The sequence below is a fragment of the Levilactobacillus mulengensis genome (assembly GCF_003946045.1).
Taxonomy (GTDB): domain Bacteria; phylum Bacillota; class Bacilli; order Lactobacillales; family Lactobacillaceae; genus Levilactobacillus; species Levilactobacillus mulengensis.
This window is the reverse complement of sequence record NZ_RHNW01000001.1, coordinates 228765-252920: the sequence shown is the minus strand read 5'-3', so window position 1 is coordinate 252920 and position 24156 is coordinate 228765. Positions and strand designations below refer to the sequence as shown.

The window sequence follows — 24156 nt, the reverse complement described above, 5'->3', positions numbered from 1 at the left end:
CGTGTCAGCACAGACAATTTTATAAAACTAAGGGTGGTGGCGTCCATATGACCAAAGAACGTGTCTGGACGGCTAAAGAAGTAATTGCCAGAGTCGGTAAATATATGAATGCGGAACACGTTGAAATGGTGGTTAAAGCCTGCCAGTTTGCGACGGTTGCGCACAAGGATCAAACACGTCAGTCTGGCGAACCCTACATTATGCATCCCATTCAGGTTGCGGGAATTTTAGCCGACCTGAACATGGATCCCGAAACGGTTTCGGCCGGCTTCCTGCATGATGTTGTGGAAGACACCGGGGTCACCTTGAGTGACGTCCAGGAGCTATTTGGCGATGACGTGGCGTTGATCGTTGACGGCGTCACCAAGCTGGGGAAAATTAAATACAAGTCTAACCGAGAACAGTTGGCAGAAAATCACCGAAAACTCCTGTTGGCCATGTCCAAGGATATTCGGGTCATGATCGTCAAACTGGCCGATCGGCTGCATAACATGCGGACGCTGGAACACCTGCGCCCAGACAAGCAACGGCGAATCGCTAATGAAACGCTGGAAATTTACGCGCCACTGGCTGACCGGTTGGGGATCAGTACCATCAAGTGGGAGCTTGAAGATATCTCACTGCGGTACCTGAACCCGCAACAGTATTACCGCATCGTCCACCTGATGAATTCACGGCGGGACCAGCGGGAACAGTACATTGCTGGGGCCATCAAGGATATTCAGGACTCCATCAAGGATCTGAAAATGACGCCCGAAATCTACGGTCGACCGAAGCATATCTACTCCGTCTACCGGAAGATGAAGGACCAGCACAAGCAATTTAGCCAAATCTATGACTTGCTGGCCATTCGGGTCATCGTCGATACCATTAAGGACTGTTATGCCGTGCTGGGGGCCATTCACTCCCAGTGGAAGCCAATGCCCGGCCGGTTCAAGGACTACATTGCGATGCCTAAGGCCAACATGTACCAATCTCTGCATACCACGGTGATTGGGCCCGAGGGTAAGCCGCTGGAAGTCCAGATTCGGACTAAGGAAATGCACGCCGTGGCCGAATACGGGGTTGCGGCCCACTGGGCTTACAAGGAAGGGGTCACGGACAAGGTTCAAGAGACCAATTCTGGTGACAAACTGAACTTGTTCAAGCACATTATCGAACTGCAAGAAGATACCGATGACGCCTCCGACTTCATGGACAGTGTCAAGGGCGAACTCTTTGGCGACCACGTCTATGCGTTTACCCCTAAGGGCGACGTGTTGGAGCTGCCTAAGGGGGCGGGACCATTGGATATGGCCTACGCCATCCACACCGAGGTTGGGCACCACACGACCGGCGCCACCATCAACGGCAAGATTGTGCCTTTGAACTACGAAATTAAAAATGGGGACATCGTGGACATCCGCACGTCCAGCAGCTCGGCCGGTCCTAGCCGGGACTGGGTCAAGCTGGTCTCAACGCGGCGGGCCCGCAACAAGATCAAGCAGTTCTTCAGAGCCGCCGACCGGGAGCAAAATATTGTCTCCGGCCAGGACGCCGTGGAGCGGACGATTCGCGACCTGGGTTACGAGCCAAAGGGCTTGATGAGTAAGGAAAACCTGGACAAGGTTACCGCTAAGATGCACTACCAGCACGCGGATGACCTGTTAGCCGCCATTGGGTTTGGCGATTTACAACCTCGCGGGGTTGCCAACCGCTTGACTGAGGGCGTGCGGCAGGCAGAAGAAGACGAGCGGCGTCGGCAAGAGGAACGGGAATTGCTGGAGGAGCACCAGACCATTAAGAACGATCCTGATAGTGAAAAGAAGGATCGGAAGAAGGCCAAGGACTCCGACGGCGTGGTCATTGAAGGCGTGGATAACCTGTTGATTCGGTTGAGTCACTGTTGTTCTCCCGTGCCTGGCGACGACATTGTGGGGTACATCACTAAGGGCCGCGGGGTCTCCGTGCACCGGCAGGATTGCCCAAACGTCAAGAACGCTGAGCAGAATGGTGAACGGCTGGTCGACGTGCGCTGGGGCAACAAGGCCGGCGACAAGACCAATTACAACGCCGACATTGAAGTCCAAGGTTACAACCGTAACGGGCTGTTAAACGATGTGTTACGGACGATTAACAACAATACCAAGTACCTGACGTCCATCAACGGGAAGGTCGACCACAATAAGATGGCCACCATTTCCATCAGCTTGGGGACGCGAAACCAGCTTGAGCTTCAGCGAATCTTGGACAATATCAAAAATATTCCGGACGTCTACGTGGTCAAGCGGGCGTTCCACTAAGGAAGGGTCAAACGATGCGCGTTTTATTGCAACGAGTTAGACAGTCAAGTGTGTTAGTCGAAGGCGACGTGAAGGGGTCCATTGCTCAGGGATATCTGTTACTGGTGGGCGCAGAAGATAGCGACACCAGCGAACAGGTCGATTACCTGGTTCACAAGATCACTAAGCTACGGGTCTTCGAGGATGAAGACGGCAAGATGAACAAGAGCATCGAGGACGTGGATGGCAGCATCCTGTCCGTCTCCCAGTTCACGTTGTACGCCAACACCAAGAAGGGCAACCGGCCAAGCTTCGTCGACGCCGGCGACCCCGCCCACGCGGAAAAAATCTACGATGAATTCAATGAGAAACTCGCCGCAACGGGCCGTCACGTGGAGACGGGGGTCTTCGGCGCCAACATGCGCGTCGCCCTCATCAACGACGGACCAGTCACGATTTGGTTTGATACGGACGAGAAGTAGAGTGCGGAGCGAGCCGGTTAGACTCTGAGCATTAACGTGGCTAAGGGAATATCCCCGAATTTGGGATATTTTCTTAGCCGGGTTAAGCGCAGGAGTCTGGCTCGTGTAGCACGTTTCAGAGGCCGCCAGGACCAGGATTGTTCCGCGAAGAACAAATTGAATGGTCTAAAGCAAGCGGGGTTCAGTTAAATTTAACTGCCTCGCATATCACAGAAATATTTTCAAATCGACAAAACAAAATCAATAAAACACAAAAACGGCTAGCTTCTCAACAGAAACTAGCCGTTTTCTAAAGGAGGAACCGGCATGCGCTATCAACAATTATTTTGGGACTTCGATGGCACCCTCGTGGATACCTATCCGGGAATGGTCGCGGCGTTTTGTGACGCGTTGGAGGCTTGTGGCGTCAATAACTTTGAATTGGACGAGGATGAGATTTACAAGGCGATGCGCCAACACAGCCTGGGCAATGCCCTCCAACGGTTTACCGCCGAATTTCGGTTGAATCGTGAGCGCTTGGCAAAGGTTTACCAGCAAGAAGCGGCGCCACGACTGAAGGATGCGCCAGCGTTTGCTGGTGTCGCCGAGGTCTTAGCGGCCAACGTTGCTGCGGGCGGCCGGAACTTCTTGCTGACGCACCGGGATCATCACGCGATGGACCGGCTGTCACAGTTGAATTTGGCGCAATACTTTACCGGTGCCGTCACGGCCGACGATGATTATCCTAGGAAGCCAGACCCAACCAGTCTGATTGCCCTGTCCAAGCAGTACGACGTTCAGCGTGAGGATGCGCTGATGATTGGCGACCGTAACCTGGATGTCCAAGCGGGCCACCGCGCGGGGATGGCGGGCGCCTTATTTGACCCCGAGCACTTGATTGTTGATGAGAGCCAACCAGAGATTCGCGTGATTCGTTACGCTGAGCTGCAGGATTGGTTAACGGAAGAATAGCGACAAACAACCTTAAAATAGGTTAAGTCAAACGCTCATAGTGTATTCTCGCATGGGCTAGTTGGAAATTTCAGGAATCGTTTACGTTATCCTACAGCTATCAGGTAAAAAAGTTGTTCGTAGGGGGAAGAGCGTCCGATGAAAAAAGCAGTAACGATTGGATTAAGAATATTAGCTTCACTGATAACCATTTATTTGGGATTATGGTACCTGGTAAACGCCGATGCAGAAGTTAATACGGTTGAAACAGTTGAGCCATCATTTATTTGGGCGGATTTACTTCTGTGGTTAGAAGTCGTGCTGATGGTCCTTATATTAATTAACTTGTGGCTGGGTTTTCAAATATCTGAGAAAATAACTAATTGGTGTGTGCTAATGGCATTGGTCGTGTCTATTCTGATTCTTTTGATGGCACAGGGACTAGGAATTTTTATTCTACTGATATTATTTTTGGCATTAATTGTGTGGACCCTCAATTTCAAGCTAAAAGAATGACATCGACAATGAATCATCGTCAGTTACGCGTGGCGCTAGTTGTTTTTACATTTTGAATTCAGCAAGTTATGGACAAAAAACAGGAAGAAAATTCTCAAGTCGAGAATTTTCTTCCTGTTTTCGATAGAAACCGAGTGATGTCCCGGCCTCTTTATCCCCGTGAAAGAACTTCATCGACCGCGCCACCGTACGTTTCTCCAAACAAATTCAAATGTGCCAACAAGTAATACAGCTGGTAGTGTGCCAACCGGTCCGTATACCCCGGCGTAAACGGGTAGGCATCCGTGTAGCCGCGGTAGAAGTCGGCGGAGAAGCCACCAAAGATGGTGGTCATGGCGATATCAAACTCGCGGTCACCGTATAAAACGTCGGGGTCGATCAGCGTGGGGGTGCCATCGGCGGTAAACAGGTAGTTGCCCGACCACAAGTCGCCGTGTAACAGGGATGGCGTGATTTGCCGGTCCTGATTCTCGGTGATGATGTGTTGACGGACCCGGTCGTAAGCGACCTGGCGCTGGTCGTTCCACAGGTGATGGGTCTGTGCCCGTTTCACCAACGGATCGAGGCGTTGTTGGAGATAAAAGGTCGTCCAATCCGTTTGCCAATCATTGTGCTTGGGGAGCTTGCCGACGAGGTTGTCCTGGTCAAAGCCAAACTTCGGGGCCGTGACCCGGTGAACGCGGGCGACGGCTTGACCCAGTTCGTACTGGCTCCCGTGCCCGGTTTCCAGAAATTCTAAAACCAGGTAGGCGTCGCCGTCGATGTTGCCGGTGGCTAACACGTCGGGCACGTTCACGGCTTGACCGAGTGCCTTGAGTCCGGCAACCTCGTGGCTGTAAAAGCTGGCCGGCGTTTGCGGTTGAACTAACAAGAAGGCGGGACCCTCTGCCGTGGTTAGGCGGTAGGCCAAGTTGATGTCGCCACCGGAAACCGGCGTTGCTGCGCTAACGTTTGGCAGTGGTAGTTGGGCCAACCAAGCTGGTGTGAGTGTCATAGATGAAGATCTTCTTTCTAAAAATTAAGAGGCTGCTTGAAAATACTTGCTGAGGCCGGCAACCACGCGGGTGGCCACGGCCTTTTGGTAGCTGGTGCTACGGATGTAGCTGAAATCCTTCTTGGTGTTGATGTAACCCATTTCCAAGAGCAGCGATGGCCGGTTGTTATCCCGAATGACTTCAAAGTTGCCGTACTTGACGCCCCGGTTGGTGAGACCCAGGTCGTCCATTTGACTGTTGACGTCCGTGGCGAGTTCATACGAGGTATCGTGGTGATAATAGTAGGTCGTCGTCCCGGAACCGAGGTTGTCCGCCGGGGCCGAGTCGAAGTGAAAACTGATGAAGGCGCTGGCCTGATCCGTGTTGGCAAGGGCGGGCCGGTCGGCTAGGCTGACGGTCTTGTCGCTGTCACGGGTCATGATGACGTGGGCACCTCGGGCACGGAGCTGCTTGGCAACCTGTTGGGCCATGGCTAACGTGTACGTTTTCTCGTCGTGGTTCTGATCGATGGAGAGGGCGCCGGAATCGCTGCCCCCGTGACCGGGATCTAAGACGATAGTGGCTTCCGACAGGGCGGTGGCGCGCTTCAGGTTACCCGGGTGTTGGACCAGCCAGCTAGCGACCCAGCCAAAGTGGTTCTGACTGTCGCGCACGTGGTACCAGTTATCCTTTTCGCCTAAAATGGTCAAGCGACTGTCTTTTTTAACCTTGTGGGTGACAGAATAGGTCAGGCCGGGGCCGTTCCGCAGGTTAATATTGCTGACGGTCGCGATGACGGAATTGTGCTGGATAAAGGCAAAAATCAAGCCTCCAGCGACTAAGAGAATGATCAGTCCGGTGACCAACCCGGGCCAGTTGCGAGGTTTAAAATGCATGTGACGGTCTCCTTTAGTAAATTAGTTTTTATTATACCACGGCGAGTGAAAATGCTTGTTAGAATCCCGTTAAGATATGGCCACGACCGCTTTCATCAATCAGGTAAAAGTTTGGCAACCACCTTGACTTTTCCCCTAATTTTCAGTATTCTTAGGAAGAATAAAATAGATTGCCCATGAGAAAGATTAGTAAGAGAATGCCCGTTATCAGAGAGGTCGCGTTGCTGGGAGCGACTAACGGTGTAACTTTGAAGACACTTTTGAGGCTAATGACGCTCGTCGTCATTCGTTTGCAACGTTATCCTGCAGAGAAATTTAAAAGGTGGTACCGTGCATACCTGCGCCCTTGTCTATTGACAGGGGCGTTTTTTATTTTCTGTGGGTGCAGGAAGGGAGAATGCTCATGCGTTATCAACGACCAAAGGGAACGGCGGACATCTTACCAGGAGATTCAGAGACCTGGCAGTTCGTCGAGGCCACCGCGCGCCAGTTGTTTGCTAATTACCGCTTCAAGGAAATTCGGACGCCTATGTTTGAAAACTTTGAAGTCTTTTCACGAACTTCCGGGGATACCTCGGACATCGTGACCAAGGAAATGTATGACTTTAAGGATAAGGGGGATCGGCACTTATCCTTGCGGCCAGAAGGAACGGCCGGTGTGGTTCGGGCATTTGTTGAAAATAAACTTTACGGCCCCGAAACGCAGAAGCCTTACAAGGTCTACTACATGGGCCCGATGTTCCGTTACGAACGGCCCCAATCAGGTCGGCAACGGCAATTCCACCAAATCGGGGTGGAAGCCTTCGGTAGTGATGCGCCCGAACTGGACGTCGAAGTCATTGCTTTAGGGATGAACTTGTTGAGCAAGCTAGGTCTGAGCCACTTACGGTTAGCGTTGAACACGTTGGGTGACAAGCCTAGCCGAGACGCTTACCGTCAGGCTTTGATCGACTTCTTGGAACCCCACTTTGATGAACTGAGCGACGACTCCAAGGTTCGGTTACACAAGAATCCACTGCGGGTCCTCGACAGTAAGGACAAGCACGACCAAGAAATCGTGGCCGACGCACCGTCCATCCTGGACTTCTTGACGCCGGAAGCCACGGCCCATTTTGACCAAGTCAAGGCGAGCCTGGACGCTTTAGGCATCGACTATGACGTCGACGCCACCATGGTGCGGGGGTTGGATTACTACAACCACACCATCTTTGAAATCATGGCCGACTCACCAGCCTTAGGCGAAGGCTACACGACCGTCTTGGCCGGTGGCCGGTACAACGGGCTGGTCGCTGAGCTGGGTGGCCCTGACATGTCCGGTGTCGGCTTTGGCCTAGGGGTTGAACGCCTGGTCTTACTGATGCAGGCTGAAAAGGTTGCCATTCCAAATGATCACCCCTTAGACGTTTACGTCGTGGGTATCGGTGACCAGACGTCCTTAGAGACGTTGAAGCTGGTTCAGGCCATTCGCGCCGCTGGGTTGACCGCCGACCGCGATTACCTGAGCCGCAAGCCTAAGGCCCAGTTCAAGACGGCTAACCGGTTGGATGCCGCCTACACCTTGACCATTGGGGAGCAGGAATTAGCCGATCAAACGGCCAACCTGAAGTCCATGGCCACGGGTGAAGAAATCAGCGTGCCATTAGCTGACATTTATCAAGATTTTCAAAACGTCGTGGCAACCAAGTTCACGGCAAAATAAAAGAGGGAAAGACATGGAAAAGAATTTGAAACGCACCACGTATGCCGGTTTAGTCGACGAACAATACCTCGACCAAACCGTTGTCTTAAAGGGTTGGGTGCAAAAGCGCCGGAACCTGGGTGGCCTGATCTTTATCGATCTGCGCGACCGCGAAGGCATCGTCCAATTGGTCTTCAGTGAAGAATATGACAAGGACTCTCTGGAAGTCGCTGAACATTTACGGAGCGAATACGTCATCGAAGTGCAAGGTCAAGTCGTTGCACGGACGCCTAAAGAAGTTAACCCCGACATGAAGACGGGGAAGGTTGAAGTCCGGGTCACCGGCATCAACCTGTTGAACAAGTCCAAGGAATTGCCCTTTGAAATCAAGGACGGCGTGAACGCCTCTGATGACTTGCGGCTGCAATACCGTTACCTGGACTTACGTCGGCCAGAAATGCAAAAGGGCCTGTTACTGCGGAACCGGATCGTTCAATCCGTCCACAGCTACTTTGATCAAAACGGCTTCATCGACATTGAAACGCCAGATTTGACCAAGTCCACGCCAGAAGGGGCCCGGGACTACCTGGTTCCTTCACGGATCTACCCAGGTCACTTCTACGCCTTGCCACAATCCCCACAATTGTTTAAGCAATTGCTGATGGGTTCTGGCTTTGACCGCTACTACCAAATCGCCCGTTGCTTCCGTGACGAAGACTTGCGGGGGGACCGTCAACCTGAATTTACCCAGATTGACTTGGAAACGTCCTTCTTAACGGCTGAGGAAATCCAAGACCTGACTGAAGGCCTGATTGCGAAGGTCATGAAGGATACGTTAAACGTCGACGTCAAGCTGCCATTCGAACGGATGGACTGGGACGATTCCATGGCTCGCTTTGGGACCGACCAACCCGACGTTCGTTTCGGGATGGAATTAAAGGACCTGTCGGCTATCATGGCCAACACCGACTTTAAAGTCTTCTCTGGTGCCGTTGCTGACGGCGGCCAAGTTAAGGCGATCGCCGTTCCTGGTGGTGCTGACAAGTACAGCCGGAAGGACATCGACAAGTACGGCCAATACATCGAACGCTTCGGTGCTAAGGGCTTGGCTTGGATGAAGGTCACCGACGACGGCTTCAGCGGTCCTATCGCGAAGTTCTTCAAGGAAGGCGACTGGTTCAAGCAGATCACCGAAGCGACCGGTGCCAAGAGTGGCGACCTGTTGCTGTTCGCTGCTGACTCCAAGCGCGTCGTTGCCCAAACGTTGGGTTACCTGCGGGTCGCTATCGCCAAGGAACAAGACATGATCGACCAAAACAAGTGGGCCTTCCTCTGGATCGTCAACTGGCCATTGTTCGACTACGATGTCGACTTGAAGCGGTGGGTTCCTGCCCATCACCCATTCACGATGCCTGCTGAAGGGGATGCGCACTACCTGAACGACGGCGAAGACCCACACAAGGCCTACGCCCAAAGTTACGACATCATCTTAAACGGTTTGGAATTAGGTGGGGGCTCCATCCGGATCCACACCCGTGAACTCCAAATGAAGATGTTGAAGGCCTTAGGCTTTACGCCAGAACGTGCTGAAAAGCAATTTGGTTTCTTACTAAAGGCCTTGGATTACGGGTTCCCGCCTCATGGTGGTCTGGCCATTGGGTTGGATCGGTTTGCCCGCTTGCTGGCTAAGCGCGACAACATCCGCGACGTGATTGCCTTCCCTAAGAACTCGAAGGCCACGGAACCAATGACTGAAGCGCCATCCACGGTTGCTGACAAGCAATTGCTGGACCTGGACTTACTCGTCGCCAAAAAAGACGAAACGGAAGAATAAGCAATTAAGCTTTTTCGCCTACGGTCGACGGAAGACTCCGCCTGTGGGGACCGGTCGAAGCCGAAGAGCGGTCTTCAACCTCGCCCGGAAGCCTCCAAGAGCGAGTCTCCCAGACGTCCCGTGGGGTAAGCCGGCAAGAAACGCCGACTAACGCCACCGACACAGGTCTGCGTCTTCCGTCGACCTCCGGCTAAGCTGAAATTGATTTTCTACCGGTTTCTTCAAATTTTAAGCAACTTAATCACGGGACTCATCCTTACCTTTAAGGTAGGTGGTGGGTCCCGTTTTTTATTACTGATTGAATATACTGATGGAGAGGTAACACAAAATCTTATTTTTACAAAATAAAAAACGCCCCAAAGGACGTTAGTTGAATTCGACTACAAATAATCTGGAGCCTCCAGTATTGGCTGGACTGAGAGTAACATTAGTGGTTTTTAAATTTGGTGCCTGTAATTGGATTCGTTTGCCTGCTGCTAATGCCTGTATAACCGCGTTAGAGGGAACAACGCTATATGGATTCATTGGTTTAGCCGGCTTGAAGACAGTTGTTTTCTTATCGACAACTCCTTCAATTAAGATGTATGCTCGTGGATCTGCACCTTCATACCACATTTTAGCTTCATCAAATTCATCTAGATTCCAGTTGAGATTTTCAACATTGAATTTTGTATAATGAATATGATCACCGTAGCTGTGATAGTATCTGAGAGGGTCACAATTTCTTAGAATATCGGCGTTCCTTGCGAGTCCTAGACGATGCATATCATCTTTAACGCTATCTCGTAATACTCTGAAATGTGCCAAGGCCTCTTTTCGATCAGGCATATCATTAATTGTGTGAGCTAGTTCTGAAATCTTGTTTACGCGCTCGTCAATCTCTGACCACGTGACATCTGCTCGAATAATTAGTTCTTCCATTTGGGATACCTCCATAACATTTTATTCATAGAGGTAATTATACAGCATCCAATGAATGTCCGGCAACTTAAGGATTCCTACTGTAACAGCCTTTTAAGCACAAAATTAAAAGATGTAGTTTTGTCCATAAATAATTCATGTCAGTGATCGGAGGCGAATCAAGGTGACCAGTCGAGGTGGAGGACCGCTTCTCAGGCTGGAACCGGGCCCCACAGCAGGGCACCTTGAATCCGCCGCCGGGAACGTGAAGCTTCGCTAAGTAATTTTCAGGCCAAGGGGTTGACCCACTGATGAAAAAGCGGTGTAATTGATAACATTAGAAAATGGAGTGATTATGATGAGTAAAATTGAAACGGCAACATTTGCTGGCGGCTGTTTTTGGTGCATGGTCCGGCCATTTGATACCTTCCCAGGGATTCAAAAAGTTCTGTCCGGCTACACCGGTGGGACCGTCGCCAATCCAACCTATGAACAGGTGAAGAGCCAAACGACCGGGCACACCGAGGCCGTGAAAATCTGGTTTGACCCCAGCGTGGTGAGCTATCGGCAATTGGTTGAGTTGTATTGGCAACAAACTGATCCGACCGATGATGCCGGGCAGTTTCAGGACCGCGGTAGCAATTACCGGCCCGTGATTTTCGTCAATAGCGCCGAGCAGGCCCAAATCGCCCGCGATTCCCGCGACGCTTTACAACAACGTGAACAGTTCGACAAGCCTATTGTGACGCAGATTAAGGTCGTTCAGCCCTTCTATCCGGCGGAAGAACGACACCAACAATTCTATAAGAAAAACCCGGAACGCATGGCTCAAGAAGAAGCCGGCGGTCGTGAAGCATTTATCAAGCAACACTGGCAAGAAGATTAGAAGTCGCTAAAAGCTGGCTTTTGCCGTGGCCGGAACGCTAATTAAATGCTATACTAAGCCGAGCATAGTATGAAGTATGACAAAAAATAAGCGAGGTCGAGTATTTAATCATGGATGATGTGCAGCAGTTGTTTAAACGGCATACCTATACGGCCAAGTTCTCCGTCGCGTTCTTCTACGGGGTTCTGGTGTCGATTGCGGTGAACTTTTTCTGGACGCCGGGACATATTTATTCTTCCGGAGTTACCGGGTTAGCGCAGTTAGTCAACAGTTTAACGGCGGGGTTGGGGGCGTTTCACATCACGACGGCCCTCGGGCTGTTTCTGATCAACATTCCCATGTTTTTCCTAGCTTGGAAACAGATTGGTAAGTCTTTTACGGTCTTTACCTTTATTTGTGTTTTGTTTGCGTCCGTGATGATCCGGGTGATCCAACCGGTCCATTTGACCAGTGATCCCATCATCTGTGCCATCTTTGGTGGGGCCGTCAACGGATTTGGGACTGGATTTGCCCTAAAAAATGGCATCTCAACCGGTGGGCTGGATATCATTGGCATCGTGCTCCGGCGCAAGACGGGCCGCAGCATGGGGACCATCAACATTGCCTTTAACAGTTTGATCGTCATCAGTGCCGGATTCGTTTACGGCTGGCCATACGCGCTGTATTCTGCGCTGGGCCTGTTCGTGAACGCCAAGGTCATCGACATGACGTTTACCCGCCAACAGCGGATGCAGGTCATGGTCATTACCGACCGGCCGAAGACGGTGATCGACAGTATTCAAAATCACATGCGCCGAGGGATTACCATCGTCCACGGTGCTGAAGGGGCCTACCGTCACGACGAGAAGACCATCTTGTTCACGGTCATTACCCGTTACGAAATGGATGCACTGGAAACGGCGATGGAAGAGGCCGATCCAAAGGCCTTCGTCAGTATCTCGGATACGGTCAAGGTGTTGGGACACTTCTACGAGCCTAAGTGGTAGAGTTTACGGAAAGTCTGGACGAGGGTCCGGGCTTTTTTAATTCGTCAGCGCGGAACCGTTCCCCACAGCAGGCCCCCTTGAGCCCACCGCCGGGAACGAGTGGCCAGTAACTATTTTCAACGGCTGAAGGGGTAAAGTGTTAAAGGTTCGTAAAATTCTCTAGGTTATCCCGGTAGATGTGGTATAATTCTCGGTGTTATGGACAGCGAAATCTAGTGATATTGGTGATTAACGTGAAAGAGATTTATTTATGGTTAGTACGACTGATGTCGCTACTCTGGTCGGGGCGACGGCAACGTGACGTGGTCTACCTGATGAGTTTCGGTGACAACGTCCCGTTTATCAAGGCGTTAGCAGCGGGTATGCCGGCTGACCGACAACTGTTGGTCTTTTATCGACCCAGCTGTCAGACGGCCGCAGACGAGCTGGCAGCGACGGGTATCACGGTTCGACCGTTTACGGACGGCCTGGGCTTTGTGTTTACTGGCATTAGCCAAGTGATGCGGGCCCGGGTGTTGTTTTGTGACAACTATTATGCCTTCCTAGGCGGTTTACGGCATCCCCGACGGATGCGCATCGTTCAGATGTGGCACGCCGCGGGGGCTGTGAAGCGCTTTGGGTGGGATGATCCCACCACGGCGGACCGTTCGGCCAGTGATCAACGCCGCTTTCAAGCGGTTTACGACCACTTTGACGAGTACGTGGTCGGCGCACCGGCCATGGGACAGGTGTTTGCGAGCAGCTATCGGGCACCGCTGGACCGGATGCAGGTCCTGGGGTATCCCCGGTCTGATCGTTTACAAGACGCCAACTGGGTGGCACAGACCCAGCAGCGGGTTTGGCAAGAACTGCCAGCCTTAAAGGGGCACCGCGTGATCTTGTATGCACCAACTTATCGGGAGGGCGTGACCTTTACGCCGCCCGCGGGCTTGGCTCAAGCGCTCCGGCGTGATCCGGATGCCCGGGTCGTGCTCAGGTTACATCCGGCGTTGGCAACCAAAGCAGAGGATTTCCAGCGGCAATTGGGTGCGCAGGGGGTCGACGCGGCAGGCGTGTCCACGGCGGCACTGTTAACGGTGACCGAAACGTTGGTCACGGATTATTCATCGGTGGCGTTTGACTACAGTTTGTTAGCCAATGCCCACAGCTTACTGTTTTACCTATTTGATTTACCAGCCTACCAGCAGGACCCGGGTGTGCAACCGGACCTGATGGACTGGCTACCGGGCCCGGCCTTAGCGACCAATGCCCAACTGGCAGCGGCCATCCAGGCGGATGCCGCTACCGAGCTTACCCAATTCAATCAACATTGGAATAGTGCCAACGACGGCCACGCGACTGAACGTGTGGTTGCCCGTTACGTCGCGCTATTATCCGATTAAAGTTAAAGGAGTGCAGTGCCTTGAAAGAGGTCATGACCTTATTTAAAGAACAATTCTCGAGTATCGGAATCATTTTCCGAATTTCGCGCTACGAGGATCAAGCAAGTTATCAGAGTCACTACCTAGGTTTAGCCTGGGAATACCTATACCCGTTGATTCAGATCGCCATTTACTGGTTAGTCTTCGGTGTTGGGTTGAAGCATGGCCAACCGCTAAATGGGGTCGGTTACCTCCCTTGGATGGTTATCGGGATCACGCCATGGTTCTTCATGAACCGGGCCACGTTGGATGCGTCTAAGAGTATTTACCAACGGGTCAACATGGTGGCTAAGATGAAGTTCCCCGTGTCCGCACTGCCAACGATCAAGGTCGTCAGCAACCTGAGTTCCTTCTGGACCATGATGGTCTTCTCCATCTTTATTGGTCTGCTAAATGGGGTCTACCCAAGTGTTTCGTGGTTCCAATGGATCTACTACTTCTTCGCCATGATTTGCCTGCTGGTTGCCTTAGGGGTCCTGAACTCCTGCATTAGCTTGCTGGTCCGGGACTACCACATCCTGTTACAATCCGTGATGCGGATGTTATTCTACGTGTCTGGCGTACTGTTCAACTTCGTTACCACGTCATTCCCAGCACCATTCGTCCACTTATTGGAACTGAACCCGTACTATTACATCGTTAATGGGTTCCGGGAATCCTTTATTGGGACCGGTTGGTTCTGGCAACACCCGATGTTGACCTTGGAATTCTGGTTATTCGTCATCTTCGTTCTGCTGATTGGCTCTCACTTGCACTACAAGTTCCGGTCACGGTTCGTCGACTTAATTTAATCTGAAAGGAGCAACCGCAAATGGCTAAAGGTTCACACGGATTCGTCCAGTCATTGAAGCTTGTTGCTCGCTATGGGCTCATCGTCTTGAACGGTGGGCTTATTTGTTTACCCATCAAGCGACGACAAGTGATTTTTGAAAGTTTTAACGGCAAGGATATCAACGATAATCCGGCGGCAATCTACCGCGAATTGGTCAAGGAACATCCGGACTATGCGCGCACGACTTACTTTAGCGTCAAGCCGAGAGAATTTGCCAGCCTGCACGCGAAATACCCGGAGATCAATCTGGTCAAGCGTTTCACACCGCGGTGGGTCGCGCTGATGGCCCGGGCGGAGTTTTGGGTGTTGAATTCTCGGCTACCGAACTGGTGGCATCAGAACCGCCGGACGACCGTCATTCAGACCTGGCACGGCACGCCACTGAAAAAGTTGGGTGCGGACATTGCCCACGTGGCGATTCCCGGGACCAGCACGGCGGATTACCACCACGAATTTATCACGGCGGCCCATCGCTGGGACTATTTGATTGCACCGAACCAGTATTCGCAGGATATTTTCAAATCGGCCTTCGGGTTTAAAAACCAGTTTCTGTCGATTGGGTATCCCCGAAACGACGTGCTCTACACGACGAGTCAAGACGAGGTATTAGCCCTGAAGCAACGCCTGTTAGGTGCCGTGAGCGGACCCGTCGTGACCTATGCGCCGACCTGGCGCGATGATATGGCGGTACGGCCGGGCGTGTATCGCTTTGACCTGCCATTTGATCTGGGCGAGTTCTTTAACCACGTGCCGGCGGGGACGCATCTAATCATTCGGCCCCATTATCTGGTCAAGGACGCCATCGATATCCACGGCTATGAAGACCGGGTGACCGTGTTGGCCGAGACCGATATTGCCCAGCTTTACCTGATCTCCGACCTCTTGATTACGGACTACTCCTCGGTCATGTTTGACTTCGCTAACCTGAAACGACCAGAACTGTTCTTTGCCTATGACCTGGCGCATTATCGCGACCAGCTCCGCGGCTTTTACTTTGACTATGAACGGGAAATTCCGGGACCGCTGGTGACCACGGCTGCGGCTTTTTACCAGCAACTCGATGGCTGGCGGGAGACCGGCGCTTTTGCCGGCTATGAAGAACGCCAGGCCGCCTTTTATCACAAGTTTTGTGAGTGGGAAGATGGCACGGCCAGTCGGCGGGTCGTTGACGTCATCAGTCATTAAAAACTTAGCAGGAAACCTGCGATTTCAATCGCGGGATGAAGGCTAGAACTTAACGTTTTCTAAAACATATGTTCCCCTATTGAACGGTCAAACATGGTATACTAAGACCAATCTTCAGGGGAGGTAGTCATTGGTTAAGCTAGGTCGAACGATTAAATTACGACTCTATCCAGACACTAAACAGTCGACGGAATTTTTAGCAATGAGCCGGGAGTATCAACGATTAGCTAACATTGTCAGTCAATGGATCTTTGACCACGAGTTTCCGTTAAGTTGGTTAAAAATCAATCACCAGCTATACCAAGTTTTCAGACAAGAATCGCCGTTGAACAGTCAGATGATTCAGTCTGTCTTTCGAACGGTCACAGCGCGTTACAAAACTGTTCAGAAACAAATGGAGCAACATCCACGCCGTTATAAGAATGAAGACAACAAGTGGATTCAGGTTCCCAGGGACTTGACTTGGTTGGTGAAGCCCATCCATTTTCGTCGACCACAGGCAGATCTAGTTCGGCAAAAAAATTATTCCTTTGTGGATGAGATGAACCGAATCTCAATCACCACCCTGGGTAAGCGGACGAAACTGTGCTTTACCGACAAAGGCTTCGAAGACTATTTTCACGGAGATTGGAAATTTGGTACTGCCAAATTGGTCCACAATCGTGGTAAGTGGTTTCTCCATATTGGCATCACCAAAGAAGTTGATGACTTTGACAAACAGGGCTGTCCGAAGATTGTCGGCATCGACCGTGGTTTACGCTTTCTGGCAACAATCTATGATCACTTGGGCAAGACATTGTTCTTTGACGGCCAGAAAGTTTTACGCAAGCGAAAGAAGTTCCTAGAAATCCGGCGACAACTACAAAGTAAGGGTACCAAGTCTACCAAGAAAAAACTTAAGCAACTAGCTCAACGAGAGAACCGCTGGATGTCCGATGTGAATCACCGGATAGCCAAGACACTCGTTGCCCTATATGGTTCGCATACACTTTTTGTTTTGGAAGACTTAACCAACGTAACATTCAATACCGATGATTTACCTAAGTCTTTGCGTAATAGCCATCGTTCTTGGTCCTTTTTCCAGCTAGAGTCTTTTTTAACATACAAGGCTCAGGCTATTCAAAGTACCGTCGTGAAAGTGAACCCCGCATTTACCTCACAGAGATGCCCCAAGTGTGGGCTGGTTGAGAAAACTAATCGTCACCATGAAACGCATGAGTATTGGTGTGCTCAATGCCAGTATCGGAGTAATGATGACCGATTAGGGGCAATGAATATTGAAATGCTTGGTCAAGAGTGGCTGAGTGGTATCAAACGACCAAAAATCAAAAAACTAACAGCTATTGGGTAAATCCCGATAGTTAAACGGGTAACTGTCAATTACCCGATGATGTTGCCACTACGAGTAGGAGTGCCTAGCTGGCATGCTGGACTACTGTGTCGTCAGACACGTGAGCGACAAGCCTCTGAATTTATTCAGGGGCATTTGACGAAGGGAAGGGTAACTAATGGCAGAATTTTTAATCGGTTCACACGTGAGCATGAAGGGCAAGGACATGTTGTTGGGGTCCGCCCAGGAGGCCGCCAGCTTTGGTGAAAATGTGTTCATGATCTACACGGGCGCACCTCAGAACACGCGGCGCAAACCAATTGACGAGCTGAACATTGACGCGGGGAAGGCCTACATGGCGGACCACCAGCAACGGGCCGTCGTTGTGCACGCACCCTACGTGGTGAACTTGGGCAACACAACCAAGCCGCAGAACTATGGCTTTGCCGTGGAATTCCTGACGGCGGAGGTTCACCGCGCCGCCGCCCTGGGGGCCACCCAAATCGTCTTGCATCCGGGTGCGCACGTGGGCGCCGGTCCCGACGCGGCCATTGCCCAGATTGCCCAGGGACTCGATGAAATCCTGGCCGCGGCCACGGAACCCGTGCAGATTGCGCTGGAAACCATGGCGGGCAAGGGCACCGAGGTCGGTCGAACCTTTGAGCAATTGGCGGCCATCATGGATGCTACGAGCCATAACGACCGCTTGTCGGTGTGCTTTGACACCTGTCATACCAGCGATGCCGGTTACGACATTGACGGGGACTTCGACGGCGTGCTCAAGGAATTTGACCACGTCATCGGGCTGGACAAACTCAAGGTGATCCATTTGAACGACTCCAAGAATCCTCAGGGTAGTCACAAGGACCGCCACACCAACATCGGTTATGGGACGTTGGGCTTTGACGTCTTGAACGGCGTGGCCCACCATCCCCAACTGACGACGGTCCCCAAAATCATGGAGACGCCAGTCATTGGCCCGGACCGCAAGCACGGCGTCAATCCTCACGGTTATGAGGTGGCCATGCTCAAGGCCCAACGGTTCAATCCGGACCTGGAAGCCGATGCGTTGGCGGCCAAACCGGTCGATGAATTTCTAAAACGGTAATCAAAAAGCTGCGATTTCACTGCCACACTGAGTGGGAATGAAATCGCAGCTTTTATAATGACGTTAATCGGCCAGTGGGTGGGGAATCAAATCGTAATCCACACTTTCCATGATCAACGTGGCCGTTTCTTCGATTGACTTGTTGGAGACGTCAATCACGAGGCAGCCAATCTTTTTATAGAGCTTTTGGGCGTAATCCAATTCTTCAGTAATCTTATCCGCATCGGAATAGGCGCTGTCGGCGGGCAAGCCGTAAGAAATCATCCGTTCCTGACGAATTTTTCGCAGAATGTTGGGCTTGTTGGTCAGCCCGAAGATCCGCTTGGGGTCGACCTGCCAGAGCTCGTCGGGTAACTGCGTCTTAGGCGATAGGGGCAGGTTGGCGACACGGAGGTTCCGGTTGGCCAGGAAGAGGGACAGCGGGGTCTTAGACGTCCGGGAAACGCCGAGAATCACGATGTCCGCCTTCAGTAGGCCGGTCGGATCCTTCCCGTCGTCGTAGGTCACGGCAAATTCCATGGCCGCGATGCGATCAAAGTAGGTATCATTCAAGTTGTGGACCAGGCCAGGCACACCCTCTGGCTCCAAACCGGTGGCTTGATGCATGACAGCCATGGCCGGTTGGATGCAATCGAACTGTTGTAATAAATTTTTTGCAGCAAATTCGCGGACCCGCTGGCTTAATTTGGGACTGACTAACGTGTGAAAAATCATCGCGCGTTGCTTCTTGGCAAGGTTCAAAATACCATCCAAAATTGAGTCCGTTTGGATGAACGGGAAGCGTTGATAGCTGGCCTGAACCGCGGGGTACTGGGAAACAGCCGTCTGCGCAACGGTGAGGGCGGTTTCACCGGATGAGTCTGAGATAACGAAAATTGTAATCTGTTGCATGGGCGAGCAACTCCTCTGACGTTTTCTTCTAGTGTACCCCGGGAGATAAAACGGTTCAAATTTATTTGCTTGTGTTATTGACGCGGTTTGGGTGTTTATGTATAATAGTTAAGAACCGTTACGCCGGTGGAAGAAATTCTAACCGACGTTATTACTTGTGCTCGGAGGGAGGGAATTTTATATGGCAAAGACAGTCGTTCGCAAAAACGAGTCTTTTGACGACGCTCTTCGGCGCTTCAAACGTACGGTTTCCCGTAGCGGTACTTTACAAGAATACCGTAAACGTGAATTTTACGAAAAACCAAGTGTGAAGAAAAAGTTAAAATCAGAAGCTGCGCGTAAGCGTAAAGCCAAGAAGAAGCGTTTCTAAGCTCTTTTTGCAAAGTTAACAAAAAATCGTTGAACTTAAGGTTCAGCGATTTTTTTGTGCTGTTTTTGAATAGTTATTCAGCAAATGGATGAATACACGAAAATAGTTAGTCAGGCTCGCTTTCGTTGGTCAAGACGACCTTCCCAATCATGCGATTGGATTCGACCAGCTCGTGCGCGGTCCGCAAGTTAGCCGCGGTGATGGGGGCAAAGGTCTGCGTCAGTGTCGTCACGATTTGACCGTCGTCGACCAGCTGGGCCACCCGCGTCAGAATATCGTGTTGGCTCAGCATGTCCGGCGTGCCGAAGTAGGACTTGGTGAACATCCACTCCCAGGCGAAGGTCGCGCGCTTTTGTTTCAACGCACGCAGGTCAATTGGTGTGTCACTGCCCGTGATGGACACGATGGATCCGCTGGGCGCAATCAACGACACGATTTCCGGCCAGTGCTGATTCAGGTTGCTTAGCTCCAAGATGTAATCGACGGTCGGGTACCCGAGGGCCTGAACCTGGGGCACCAAGTCTTCGCGGTGGTTGACCACGTGATCCGCACCGTGGTTCTGGGTCCAGGCAATCGTCTCGGGTCGCGAGGCCGTGGCAATGACGGTCAGTCCGGCCAGGTGGGCGAACTGAGTGGCCATTGACCCGACGCCTCCCGCACCGTTGATGATCAGAATGGTTTTGCCAGCGTTGGCCTGCGGTGCGTCGACGTCGATGGGCATTTGTTCAAACGAGGCTTCCCACGCGGTTAGGGATGTCAGGGGCATCGCGGCCATTTCGGCGGGCGTTAATTTTTTCGGTGCGGGACCCACGATGCGTTCGTCCACTAAATGGTACTCACTGTCCGTCCCTGGCCGTTTGACCGACCCAGCGTACCAGACGCGGTCACCGGGCTGAAACAGGCTGACAGCGTCACCCACGGCGTCCACAATGCCGTAAGCATCAAAGCCGAGGACCTTGGGTGCTGGCAACACACCGGTCGTCCCGCGGCGCACGGCGGTGTCGACCGGGTTGACCGAGGTGGCCACGACCTTGACGAGTAAATCGTGGCCGGTCGGGGTGGGCTTGGGCGCGAAGAACTCGACCAAGCTGGTGTCGTCTGCGATGGGTAATTTCTGAGTAAAACCAATTGCCCGCATATCTGTCATATTAGAATCTTCCTTTCTGTTGTTAAGGCCAGAATACCATTTCGGCAGTGAAAGACAATCATGTTATCCCGGACCATCAGGTGCGCGCCGGCACACAAGCAAAAATTAGCAGCGAATACCTGACGTTCGTTGAAAATAGGTGTAGACTTAATAGTAATTACGACTTTTAGGAGGAAACACAATGAGTTTAGAAACCCAACTCAACACTGATTTAAAGACGGCCATGAAGGCCCACGATAAGCTTTCCTTGAACGTTATCCGAATGATGAAGGCCGCTTTGACCAACGAAAAGGTCAAGCAAGGCCACGACTTAAGCGAAGACGAAGAATTAACGATCGTTTCTCGCGAATTGAAGCAACGCAAGGAATCCATGGCAGAATTTGCCAAGGGTAACCGCGATGACTTGGTTGAAGGCGTGAAGGCTGAAATCGCCATCGTTGAAAAGTACGCACCTAAGCAATTGAGCGAAGACGACATTGCGAAGATCGTTGCCGACAGCATTGCCAAGGTCTCTGCCAGCGGCATGGGCGATTTCGGTAAGGTCATGGGCGTGGTGATGCCTCAAGTTAAGGGCAAAGCCGACGGTGCCATCGTCAACCAGACGGTTAAGGCACAGTTGAACAAGTAGGCGCTCGTTCCCGGCGGCGAATTCAAGCTACCCTGCTGTGGGGCACGGTTCCGGCCTGAGGAGCGGTCCTGCACCTCGCCTTGAAACCTCGCTGAGAATCGCGAGTTTCCAAGGTCGGCCCATGTTCTAAGTTGCGAAAATCACGCAACTTAGAACATCGACACAGCTGGGAAGCTTGATTCGCCTCTGGTCACTGAGACTGGCGCTGACAGTTCAACTGGCGGATCGGTCTTGGTTTATGCTGGCAAGGATTAATTTGTCGGTTAGCGAATGACGTAATCTACAAATAAATTAAATTGTTGTTGGTGGCGTTCGTTAAGGAATGCCATCAACGGGGCCGCTGCGAATTTTTCGTGGGGGCCTTTTTTCTAAGGAGGATGACGAGCGTGTTAACTTATGAACGCGTGACCGAGCCGACGCCTGAACAACTAAAGTTAGTGTTGCTGGCGGACCCCAACCAAACGTTAGTTGAGACGTATCTGCCGCAAAGTGCCGTTTATGCGGCCAATGATGTGACTGGGTTGGCGGGGATACTGGTGGTGAAACGGTTTGCACCTCGCGTGGTCGAGGTCATGGCGATTGCGGTGACCCCCGCTAAGCAACGCCATGGCTACGGACGGGCGCTCCTGACGTTTGCCTATCAGTGGGCGATTGAACACGGCTACCGAACGTTACGCATCGCGACCGGGACGACCAGCCTCACACAGCTGTATTTGTATCAGCAGCAGGGCTTTCGCGTGATTGCCGTGGAACCCGATTACTTTACGCAAAACTATCCGCAAACCATTGTGGAGAACGGGTTAATTTTACGTGATCGGTTGGTTCTGGAACGGCCCATCCACCTCCCCAAACTGCCGCATGAATGACCCGTCACGACTTTTCGCGCCGAATCCTTTTACAATCCCCGGTGGTATGCTAAAATTTGAGTATTAGAAGTCCGCGCTATGTTGGGGGACCGGTGCGCCATTGACCGCTAATGTGGAGACCAGGCACAACGCGAAAGACTTAAAATCTAAAGACAAAGGAGCCACCGTATTGACTGAGAACGCAACGATTGAAAAAGAGTATATCTTGGAACGCCCTGAGGACGAAGTCGGCCTGTTGGGGACCCAAGATCAGTTTGTCACCATCCTGGAAGAGGGGCAAAATGTCGTCATCAAGCCCTTCGGCAATTCAATCAAAGTCTCTGGTGCGGCTGAGGCCGTCAACCAAACGCTGGCTATTCTGCGCAACATGAGTGACCTGTTGGCTAAGGGCATTAAGTTAAATAGTGCCGACGTCATCAGTGCCATGAAGATGGCAAATAAGGGGACCTTGACTTATTTCAAGGATTTTTACACTGAAAAATTAATTAACGATGCCAAGGGTCGCGCGGTGCGGGTCAAGAACTTTGGCCAACGCCAGTACATCGACTCCATCAAGCATAATGATATTACCTTCGGCATTGGGCCTGCCGGAACCGGGAAGACTTACCTGGCCGTGGTCATGGCTGTGGCGGCGTTAAAGCATGGGGATGTGGAAAAACTGATCATCACTCGGCCGGCCGTTGAAGCCGGTGAAAGCCTGGGGTTCCTGCCCGGGGATTTGAAGGAAAAGGTTGATCCCTACCTGCGGCCAATCTACGATGCCTTGTACGCCATTCTGGGTGCCGAACACACGACACGCTTGATGGACCGAGGCGTCATTGAAATTGCGCCACTGGCCTACATGCGTGGGCGGACGTTGGAGTCAGCCTTCGTCATTTTGGATGAAGCCCAAAACACGACCAACATGCAGATGAAGATGTTCCTGACGCGGCTGGGCTTCGGATCAAAGATGATCGTCAACGGGGATATCTCCCAGATTGACCTGCCCAATAATGCCAAGTCCGGATTAGTTCAGGCCCAACACATCTTGCAAAACGTGTCCCATATCAATTTTGTGACCTTTAATTCGGATGACGTTGTCCGTCACCCCGTGGTTGCGCGCATCATTAACGCTTACGAAGCCAACGATACTAAACCAAATGGAGCTAAAAAATAATGGATCTAGAGATTTACGATAAAACCCAAGATGGCGTGCCCGCAAAGCACGTCGACATGATCAAAGACGTTCTGGAATATGCCGGGAAGTACCTGAAACTGGCAGAAAATACGGAAATGTCCGTCACTTTAATGAACAACGAAGATATTCACCGCATTAACAAGCAGTACCGTGGGGTTGACCGGGCCACCGACGTCATCAGTTTTGCGATTGAAGACGGCGAGGACGCGGACGATGATTTTCCCTTGGTCATGGATGACGAAATGGCCGCCGAGATTCCCGAAAACATTGGGGATATCTTTGTGTCCATGGATAAGGTTGAAGAACAAGCGGAGTACCTGGGCCATTCCTACGAACGGGAACTTGGTTTTCTCGTGGTCCACGGCTTCCTGCATTTGAACGGCTACGACCACATGGAGCCCGAAGATGAGAAAGTCATGTTCAAGCTCCAGGCCGACATTTTAGATGCCTATGGCCTCAAGCGGTAAGCCTACCCGGCAAACGGGGAAGAATCGCGCCTTTAGCCAGTCGTTAGGCCACGCGTGGGATGGCCTGCGAGCGCTCTTTCACTATGAGCGTAACTTTCGCAAGCACTTGGTCGTGGGGAGCCTGGCGGTAATTGCCGGGCTGATTTTGCGGCTGAGTCTAAACGAGTGGTTGTGGCTCGTCTTGGCCATCTTCTTGGTATTGATTGCGGAAACGCTCAATACCATCGTGGAGGCCGTCGTTGACCTGGTTGTGGGGGAAACCTACCATGACTTGGCGAAACGGGCGAAGGACGTGGCAGCGGGTGGGGTCTTGATGGCCGCCATCTTTGCCGTCATCGTCGGCGCGTTAGTGATGTTGCCAGCGTTATTGCGTTGGTTCTAGGAGGAAATT

At 51.8% G+C, this 24156-nt stretch carries 24 protein-coding genes; 19 read left to right on the top strand and 5 right to left on the bottom strand.

The window, feature by feature from the left end:
• Positions 1-47 precede the first annotated feature (47 nt).
• The 4 genes from EKM84_RS01160 to EKM84_RS01145 all read left to right on the top strand — a co-directional run bounded on the left by EKM84_RS01160 (position 48) and on the right by EKM84_RS01145 (position 4189).
• On the top strand, positions 48-2282 hold the full coding sequence (locus EKM84_RS01160; RefSeq protein WP_125762807.1) for a RelA/SpoT family protein: 2235 nt from the start codon (positions 48-50) through the stop codon (positions 2280-2282).
• Between the two features lie 14 nt (positions 2283-2296).
• Positions 2297-2743 (top strand): D-aminoacyl-tRNA deacylase, encoded by a 447-nt coding sequence (gene dtd / locus EKM84_RS01155; protein WP_125762805.1) that lies wholly within the window; start codon positions 2297-2299, stop codon positions 2741-2743.
• Between the two features lie 306 nt (positions 2744-3049).
• On the top strand, positions 3050-3694 hold the full coding sequence (locus tag EKM84_RS01150) for an HAD-IA family hydrolase (RefSeq protein WP_125762803.1): 645 nt from the start codon (positions 3050-3052) through the stop codon (positions 3692-3694).
• Positions 3695-3832: 138 nt separating this feature from the next.
• Positions 3833-4189: a hypothetical protein gene (locus EKM84_RS01145; protein ID WP_125762801.1), complete on the top strand. Its 357-nt coding sequence runs from the start codon at positions 3833-3835 to the stop codon at positions 4187-4189.
• 151 nt (positions 4190-4340) lie between these two features.
• Here EKM84_RS01145 and EKM84_RS01140 read toward each other — a convergent pair whose 3' ends face one another.
• Together EKM84_RS01140 and EKM84_RS01135 are read right to left on the bottom strand one after the other, a co-directional pair.
• Complete coding sequence (locus EKM84_RS01140) at positions 4341-5183, bottom strand: fructosamine kinase family protein (protein WP_125762800.1); 843 nt, start codon at positions 5181-5183, stop codon at positions 4341-4343.
• 24 nt (positions 5184-5207) lie between these two features.
• A complete protein-coding gene (locus EKM84_RS01135; RefSeq protein ID WP_125762798.1) occupies positions 5208-6059 on the bottom strand; it encodes an N-acetylmuramoyl-L-alanine amidase in 852 nt (283 codons plus the stop codon).
• A 403-nt stretch (positions 6060-6462) separates the two neighbouring features.
• Here EKM84_RS01135 and hisS point away from each other — a divergent pair, with 403 nt between their 5' ends.
• Both hisS and aspS read left to right on the top strand, forming a co-directional pair.
• A complete protein-coding gene (hisS, locus tag EKM84_RS01130) occupies positions 6463-7758 on the top strand; it encodes a histidine--tRNA ligase (protein ID WP_125762796.1) in 1296 nt (431 codons plus the stop codon).
• Between the two features lie 25 nt (positions 7759-7783).
• Complete coding sequence (aspS, locus tag EKM84_RS01125; RefSeq protein WP_125763258.1) at positions 7784-9571, top strand: aspartate--tRNA ligase; 1788 nt, start codon at positions 7784-7786, stop codon at positions 9569-9571.
• A gap of 366 nt (positions 9572-9937) precedes the next feature.
• Here the strand turns inward: aspS and EKM84_RS01120 are convergent, their stop codons facing one another.
• Positions 9938-10492 carry a hypothetical protein gene (locus tag EKM84_RS01120; RefSeq protein ID WP_125762794.1) on the bottom strand — a complete coding sequence of 185 codons (555 nt, stop codon included), beginning with the start codon at positions 10490-10492 and terminating at the stop codon, positions 9938-9940.
• Positions 10493-10829: 337 nt separating this feature from the next.
• Here EKM84_RS01120 and msrA point away from each other — a divergent pair, with 337 nt between their 5' ends.
• From msrA to EKM84_RS01085, 7 genes are all read left to right on the top strand, one after another.
• Positions 10830-11357, top strand: a complete 528-nt coding sequence (gene msrA / locus EKM84_RS01115) for a peptide-methionine (S)-S-oxide reductase MsrA (RefSeq protein WP_125762792.1) — start codon at positions 10830-10832, stop codon at positions 11355-11357.
• A gap of 110 nt (positions 11358-11467) precedes the next feature.
• A complete protein-coding gene (locus tag EKM84_RS01110; protein ID WP_125762790.1) occupies positions 11468-12343 on the top strand; it encodes a YitT family protein in 876 nt (291 codons plus the stop codon).
• Positions 12344-12576: 233 nt separating this feature from the next.
• Positions 12577-13725, top strand: a complete 1149-nt coding sequence (locus tag EKM84_RS01105; protein WP_225418107.1) for a CDP-glycerol glycerophosphotransferase family protein — start codon at positions 12577-12579, stop codon at positions 13723-13725.
• Positions 13726-13745: 20 nt separating this feature from the next.
• Positions 13746-14555 (top strand): ABC transporter permease, encoded by an 810-nt coding sequence (locus EKM84_RS01100; RefSeq protein WP_125762786.1) that lies wholly within the window; start codon positions 13746-13748, stop codon positions 14553-14555.
• A 20-nt stretch (positions 14556-14575) separates the two neighbouring features.
• On the top strand, positions 14576-15781 hold the full coding sequence (locus tag EKM84_RS01095; RefSeq protein ID WP_125762784.1) for a CDP-glycerol glycerophosphotransferase family protein: 1206 nt from the start codon (positions 14576-14578) through the stop codon (positions 15779-15781).
• 130 nt (positions 15782-15911) lie between these two features.
• Positions 15912-17132, top strand: a complete 1221-nt coding sequence (locus EKM84_RS01090) for an RNA-guided endonuclease TnpB family protein (protein ID WP_125762782.1) — start codon at positions 15912-15914, stop codon at positions 17130-17132.
• Between the two features lie 157 nt (positions 17133-17289).
• Positions 17290-18219 (top strand): deoxyribonuclease IV, encoded by a 930-nt coding sequence (locus EKM84_RS01085; protein WP_125762778.1) that lies wholly within the window; start codon positions 17290-17292, stop codon positions 18217-18219.
• 63 nt (positions 18220-18282) lie between these two features.
• Here EKM84_RS01085 and EKM84_RS01080 read toward each other — a convergent pair whose 3' ends face one another.
• Positions 18283-19110: a pyruvate, water dikinase regulatory protein gene (locus EKM84_RS01080; protein ID WP_125762776.1), complete on the bottom strand. Its 828-nt coding sequence runs from the start codon at positions 19108-19110 to the stop codon at positions 18283-18285.
• A 181-nt stretch (positions 19111-19291) separates the two neighbouring features.
• On the opposite strand from EKM84_RS01080, the gene rpsU reads away from it, so the two are divergent.
• A complete protein-coding gene (rpsU, locus tag EKM84_RS01075; protein WP_011667518.1) occupies positions 19292-19480 on the top strand; it encodes a 30S ribosomal protein S21 in 189 nt (62 codons plus the stop codon).
• 106 nt (positions 19481-19586) lie between these two features.
• Here the strand turns inward: rpsU and EKM84_RS01070 are convergent, their stop codons facing one another.
• Positions 19587-20618 carry a zinc-binding alcohol dehydrogenase family protein gene (locus tag EKM84_RS01070; protein ID WP_164511274.1) on the bottom strand — a complete coding sequence of 344 codons (1032 nt, stop codon included), beginning with the start codon at positions 20616-20618 and terminating at the stop codon, positions 19587-19589.
• 190 nt (positions 20619-20808) lie between these two features.
• On the opposite strand from EKM84_RS01070, the gene EKM84_RS01065 reads away from it, so the two are divergent.
• From EKM84_RS01065 to EKM84_RS01045, 5 genes are all read left to right on the top strand, one after another.
• Positions 20809-21255, top strand: a complete 447-nt coding sequence (locus EKM84_RS01065) for a GatB/YqeY domain-containing protein (RefSeq protein WP_125762772.1) — start codon at positions 20809-20811, stop codon at positions 21253-21255.
• A gap of 386 nt (positions 21256-21641) precedes the next feature.
• The gene (locus EKM84_RS01060; protein WP_164511267.1) at positions 21642-22121 is read left to right on the top strand and encodes a GNAT family N-acetyltransferase; all 480 of its coding nucleotides are present in this window, start codon (positions 21642-21644) and stop codon (positions 22119-22121) included.
• 169 nt (positions 22122-22290) lie between these two features.
• Complete coding sequence (locus EKM84_RS01055; RefSeq protein ID WP_125762768.1) at positions 22291-23277, top strand: PhoH family protein; 987 nt, start codon at positions 22291-22293, stop codon at positions 23275-23277.
• Entirely contained in the window at positions 23277-23765 is a 489-nt protein-coding gene (ybeY, locus tag EKM84_RS01050) for an rRNA maturation RNase YbeY (protein WP_125762766.1), read from the top strand. Before EKM84_RS01055 ends, ybeY begins: the two co-directional genes overlap by 1 nt.
• Entirely contained in the window at positions 23743-24147 is a 405-nt protein-coding gene (locus tag EKM84_RS01045) for a diacylglycerol kinase family protein (protein WP_125762764.1), read from the top strand. The genes ybeY and EKM84_RS01045 overlap by 23 nt, the downstream gene beginning before the upstream one ends.
• The last annotated feature ends 9 nt before the right edge of the window (positions 24148-24156 follow it).

Excerpts from the sequence above, each read along its gene's own strand:
- EKM84_RS01070 (WP_164511274.1), bottom strand. The coding sequence starts at position 20,618 with ATGCGGGCAATTGGTTTTACTCAGAAATTACCCATCGCAGACGACACC.
- EKM84_RS01110 (WP_125762790.1), top strand. The coding sequence starts at position 11,468 with ATGGATGATGTGCAGCAGTTGTTTAAACGGCATACCTATACGGCCAAG.
- EKM84_RS01045 (WP_125762764.1), top strand. The coding sequence starts at position 23,743 with ATGCCTATGGCCTCAAGCGGTAAGCCTACCCGGCAAACGGGGAAGAAT.
- EKM84_RS01135 (WP_125762798.1), bottom strand. The coding sequence starts at position 6,059 with ATGCATTTTAAACCTCGCAACTGGCCCGGGTTGGTCACCGGACTGATC.
- EKM84_RS01150 (WP_125762803.1), top strand. The coding sequence starts at position 3,050 with ATGCGCTATCAACAATTATTTTGGGACTTCGATGGCACCCTCGTGGAT.
- ybeY (WP_125762766.1), top strand. The coding sequence starts at position 23,277 with ATGGATCTAGAGATTTACGATAAAACCCAAGATGGCGTGCCCGCAAAG.
- EKM84_RS01160 (WP_125762807.1), top strand. The coding sequence starts at position 48 with ATGACCAAAGAACGTGTCTGGACGGCTAAAGAAGTAATTGCCAGAGTC.
- msrA (WP_125762792.1), top strand. The coding sequence starts at position 10,830 with ATGAGTAAAATTGAAACGGCAACATTTGCTGGCGGCTGTTTTTGGTGC.
- EKM84_RS01080 (WP_125762776.1), bottom strand. The coding sequence starts at position 19,110 with ATGCAACAGATTACAATTTTCGTTATCTCAGACTCATCCGGTGAAACC.
- EKM84_RS01140 (WP_125762800.1), bottom strand. The coding sequence starts at position 5,183 with ATGACACTCACACCAGCTTGGTTGGCCCAACTACCACTGCCAAACGTT.
- EKM84_RS01085 (WP_125762778.1), top strand. The coding sequence starts at position 17,290 with ATGGCAGAATTTTTAATCGGTTCACACGTGAGCATGAAGGGCAAGGAC.
- EKM84_RS01095 (WP_125762784.1), top strand. The coding sequence starts at position 14,576 with ATGGCTAAAGGTTCACACGGATTCGTCCAGTCATTGAAGCTTGTTGCT.
- dtd (WP_125762805.1), top strand. The coding sequence starts at position 2,297 with ATGCGCGTTTTATTGCAACGAGTTAGACAGTCAAGTGTGTTAGTCGAA.
- EKM84_RS01145 (WP_125762801.1), top strand. The coding sequence starts at position 3,833 with ATGAAAAAAGCAGTAACGATTGGATTAAGAATATTAGCTTCACTGATA.
- hisS (WP_125762796.1), top strand. The coding sequence starts at position 6,463 with ATGCGTTATCAACGACCAAAGGGAACGGCGGACATCTTACCAGGAGAT.
- EKM84_RS01120 (WP_125762794.1), bottom strand. The coding sequence starts at position 10,492 with ATGGAAGAACTAATTATTCGAGCAGATGTCACGTGGTCAGAGATTGAC.
- EKM84_RS01065 (WP_125762772.1), top strand. The coding sequence starts at position 20,809 with ATGAGTTTAGAAACCCAACTCAACACTGATTTAAAGACGGCCATGAAG.
- rpsU (WP_011667518.1), top strand. The coding sequence starts at position 19,292 with ATGGCAAAGACAGTCGTTCGCAAAAACGAGTCTTTTGACGACGCTCTT.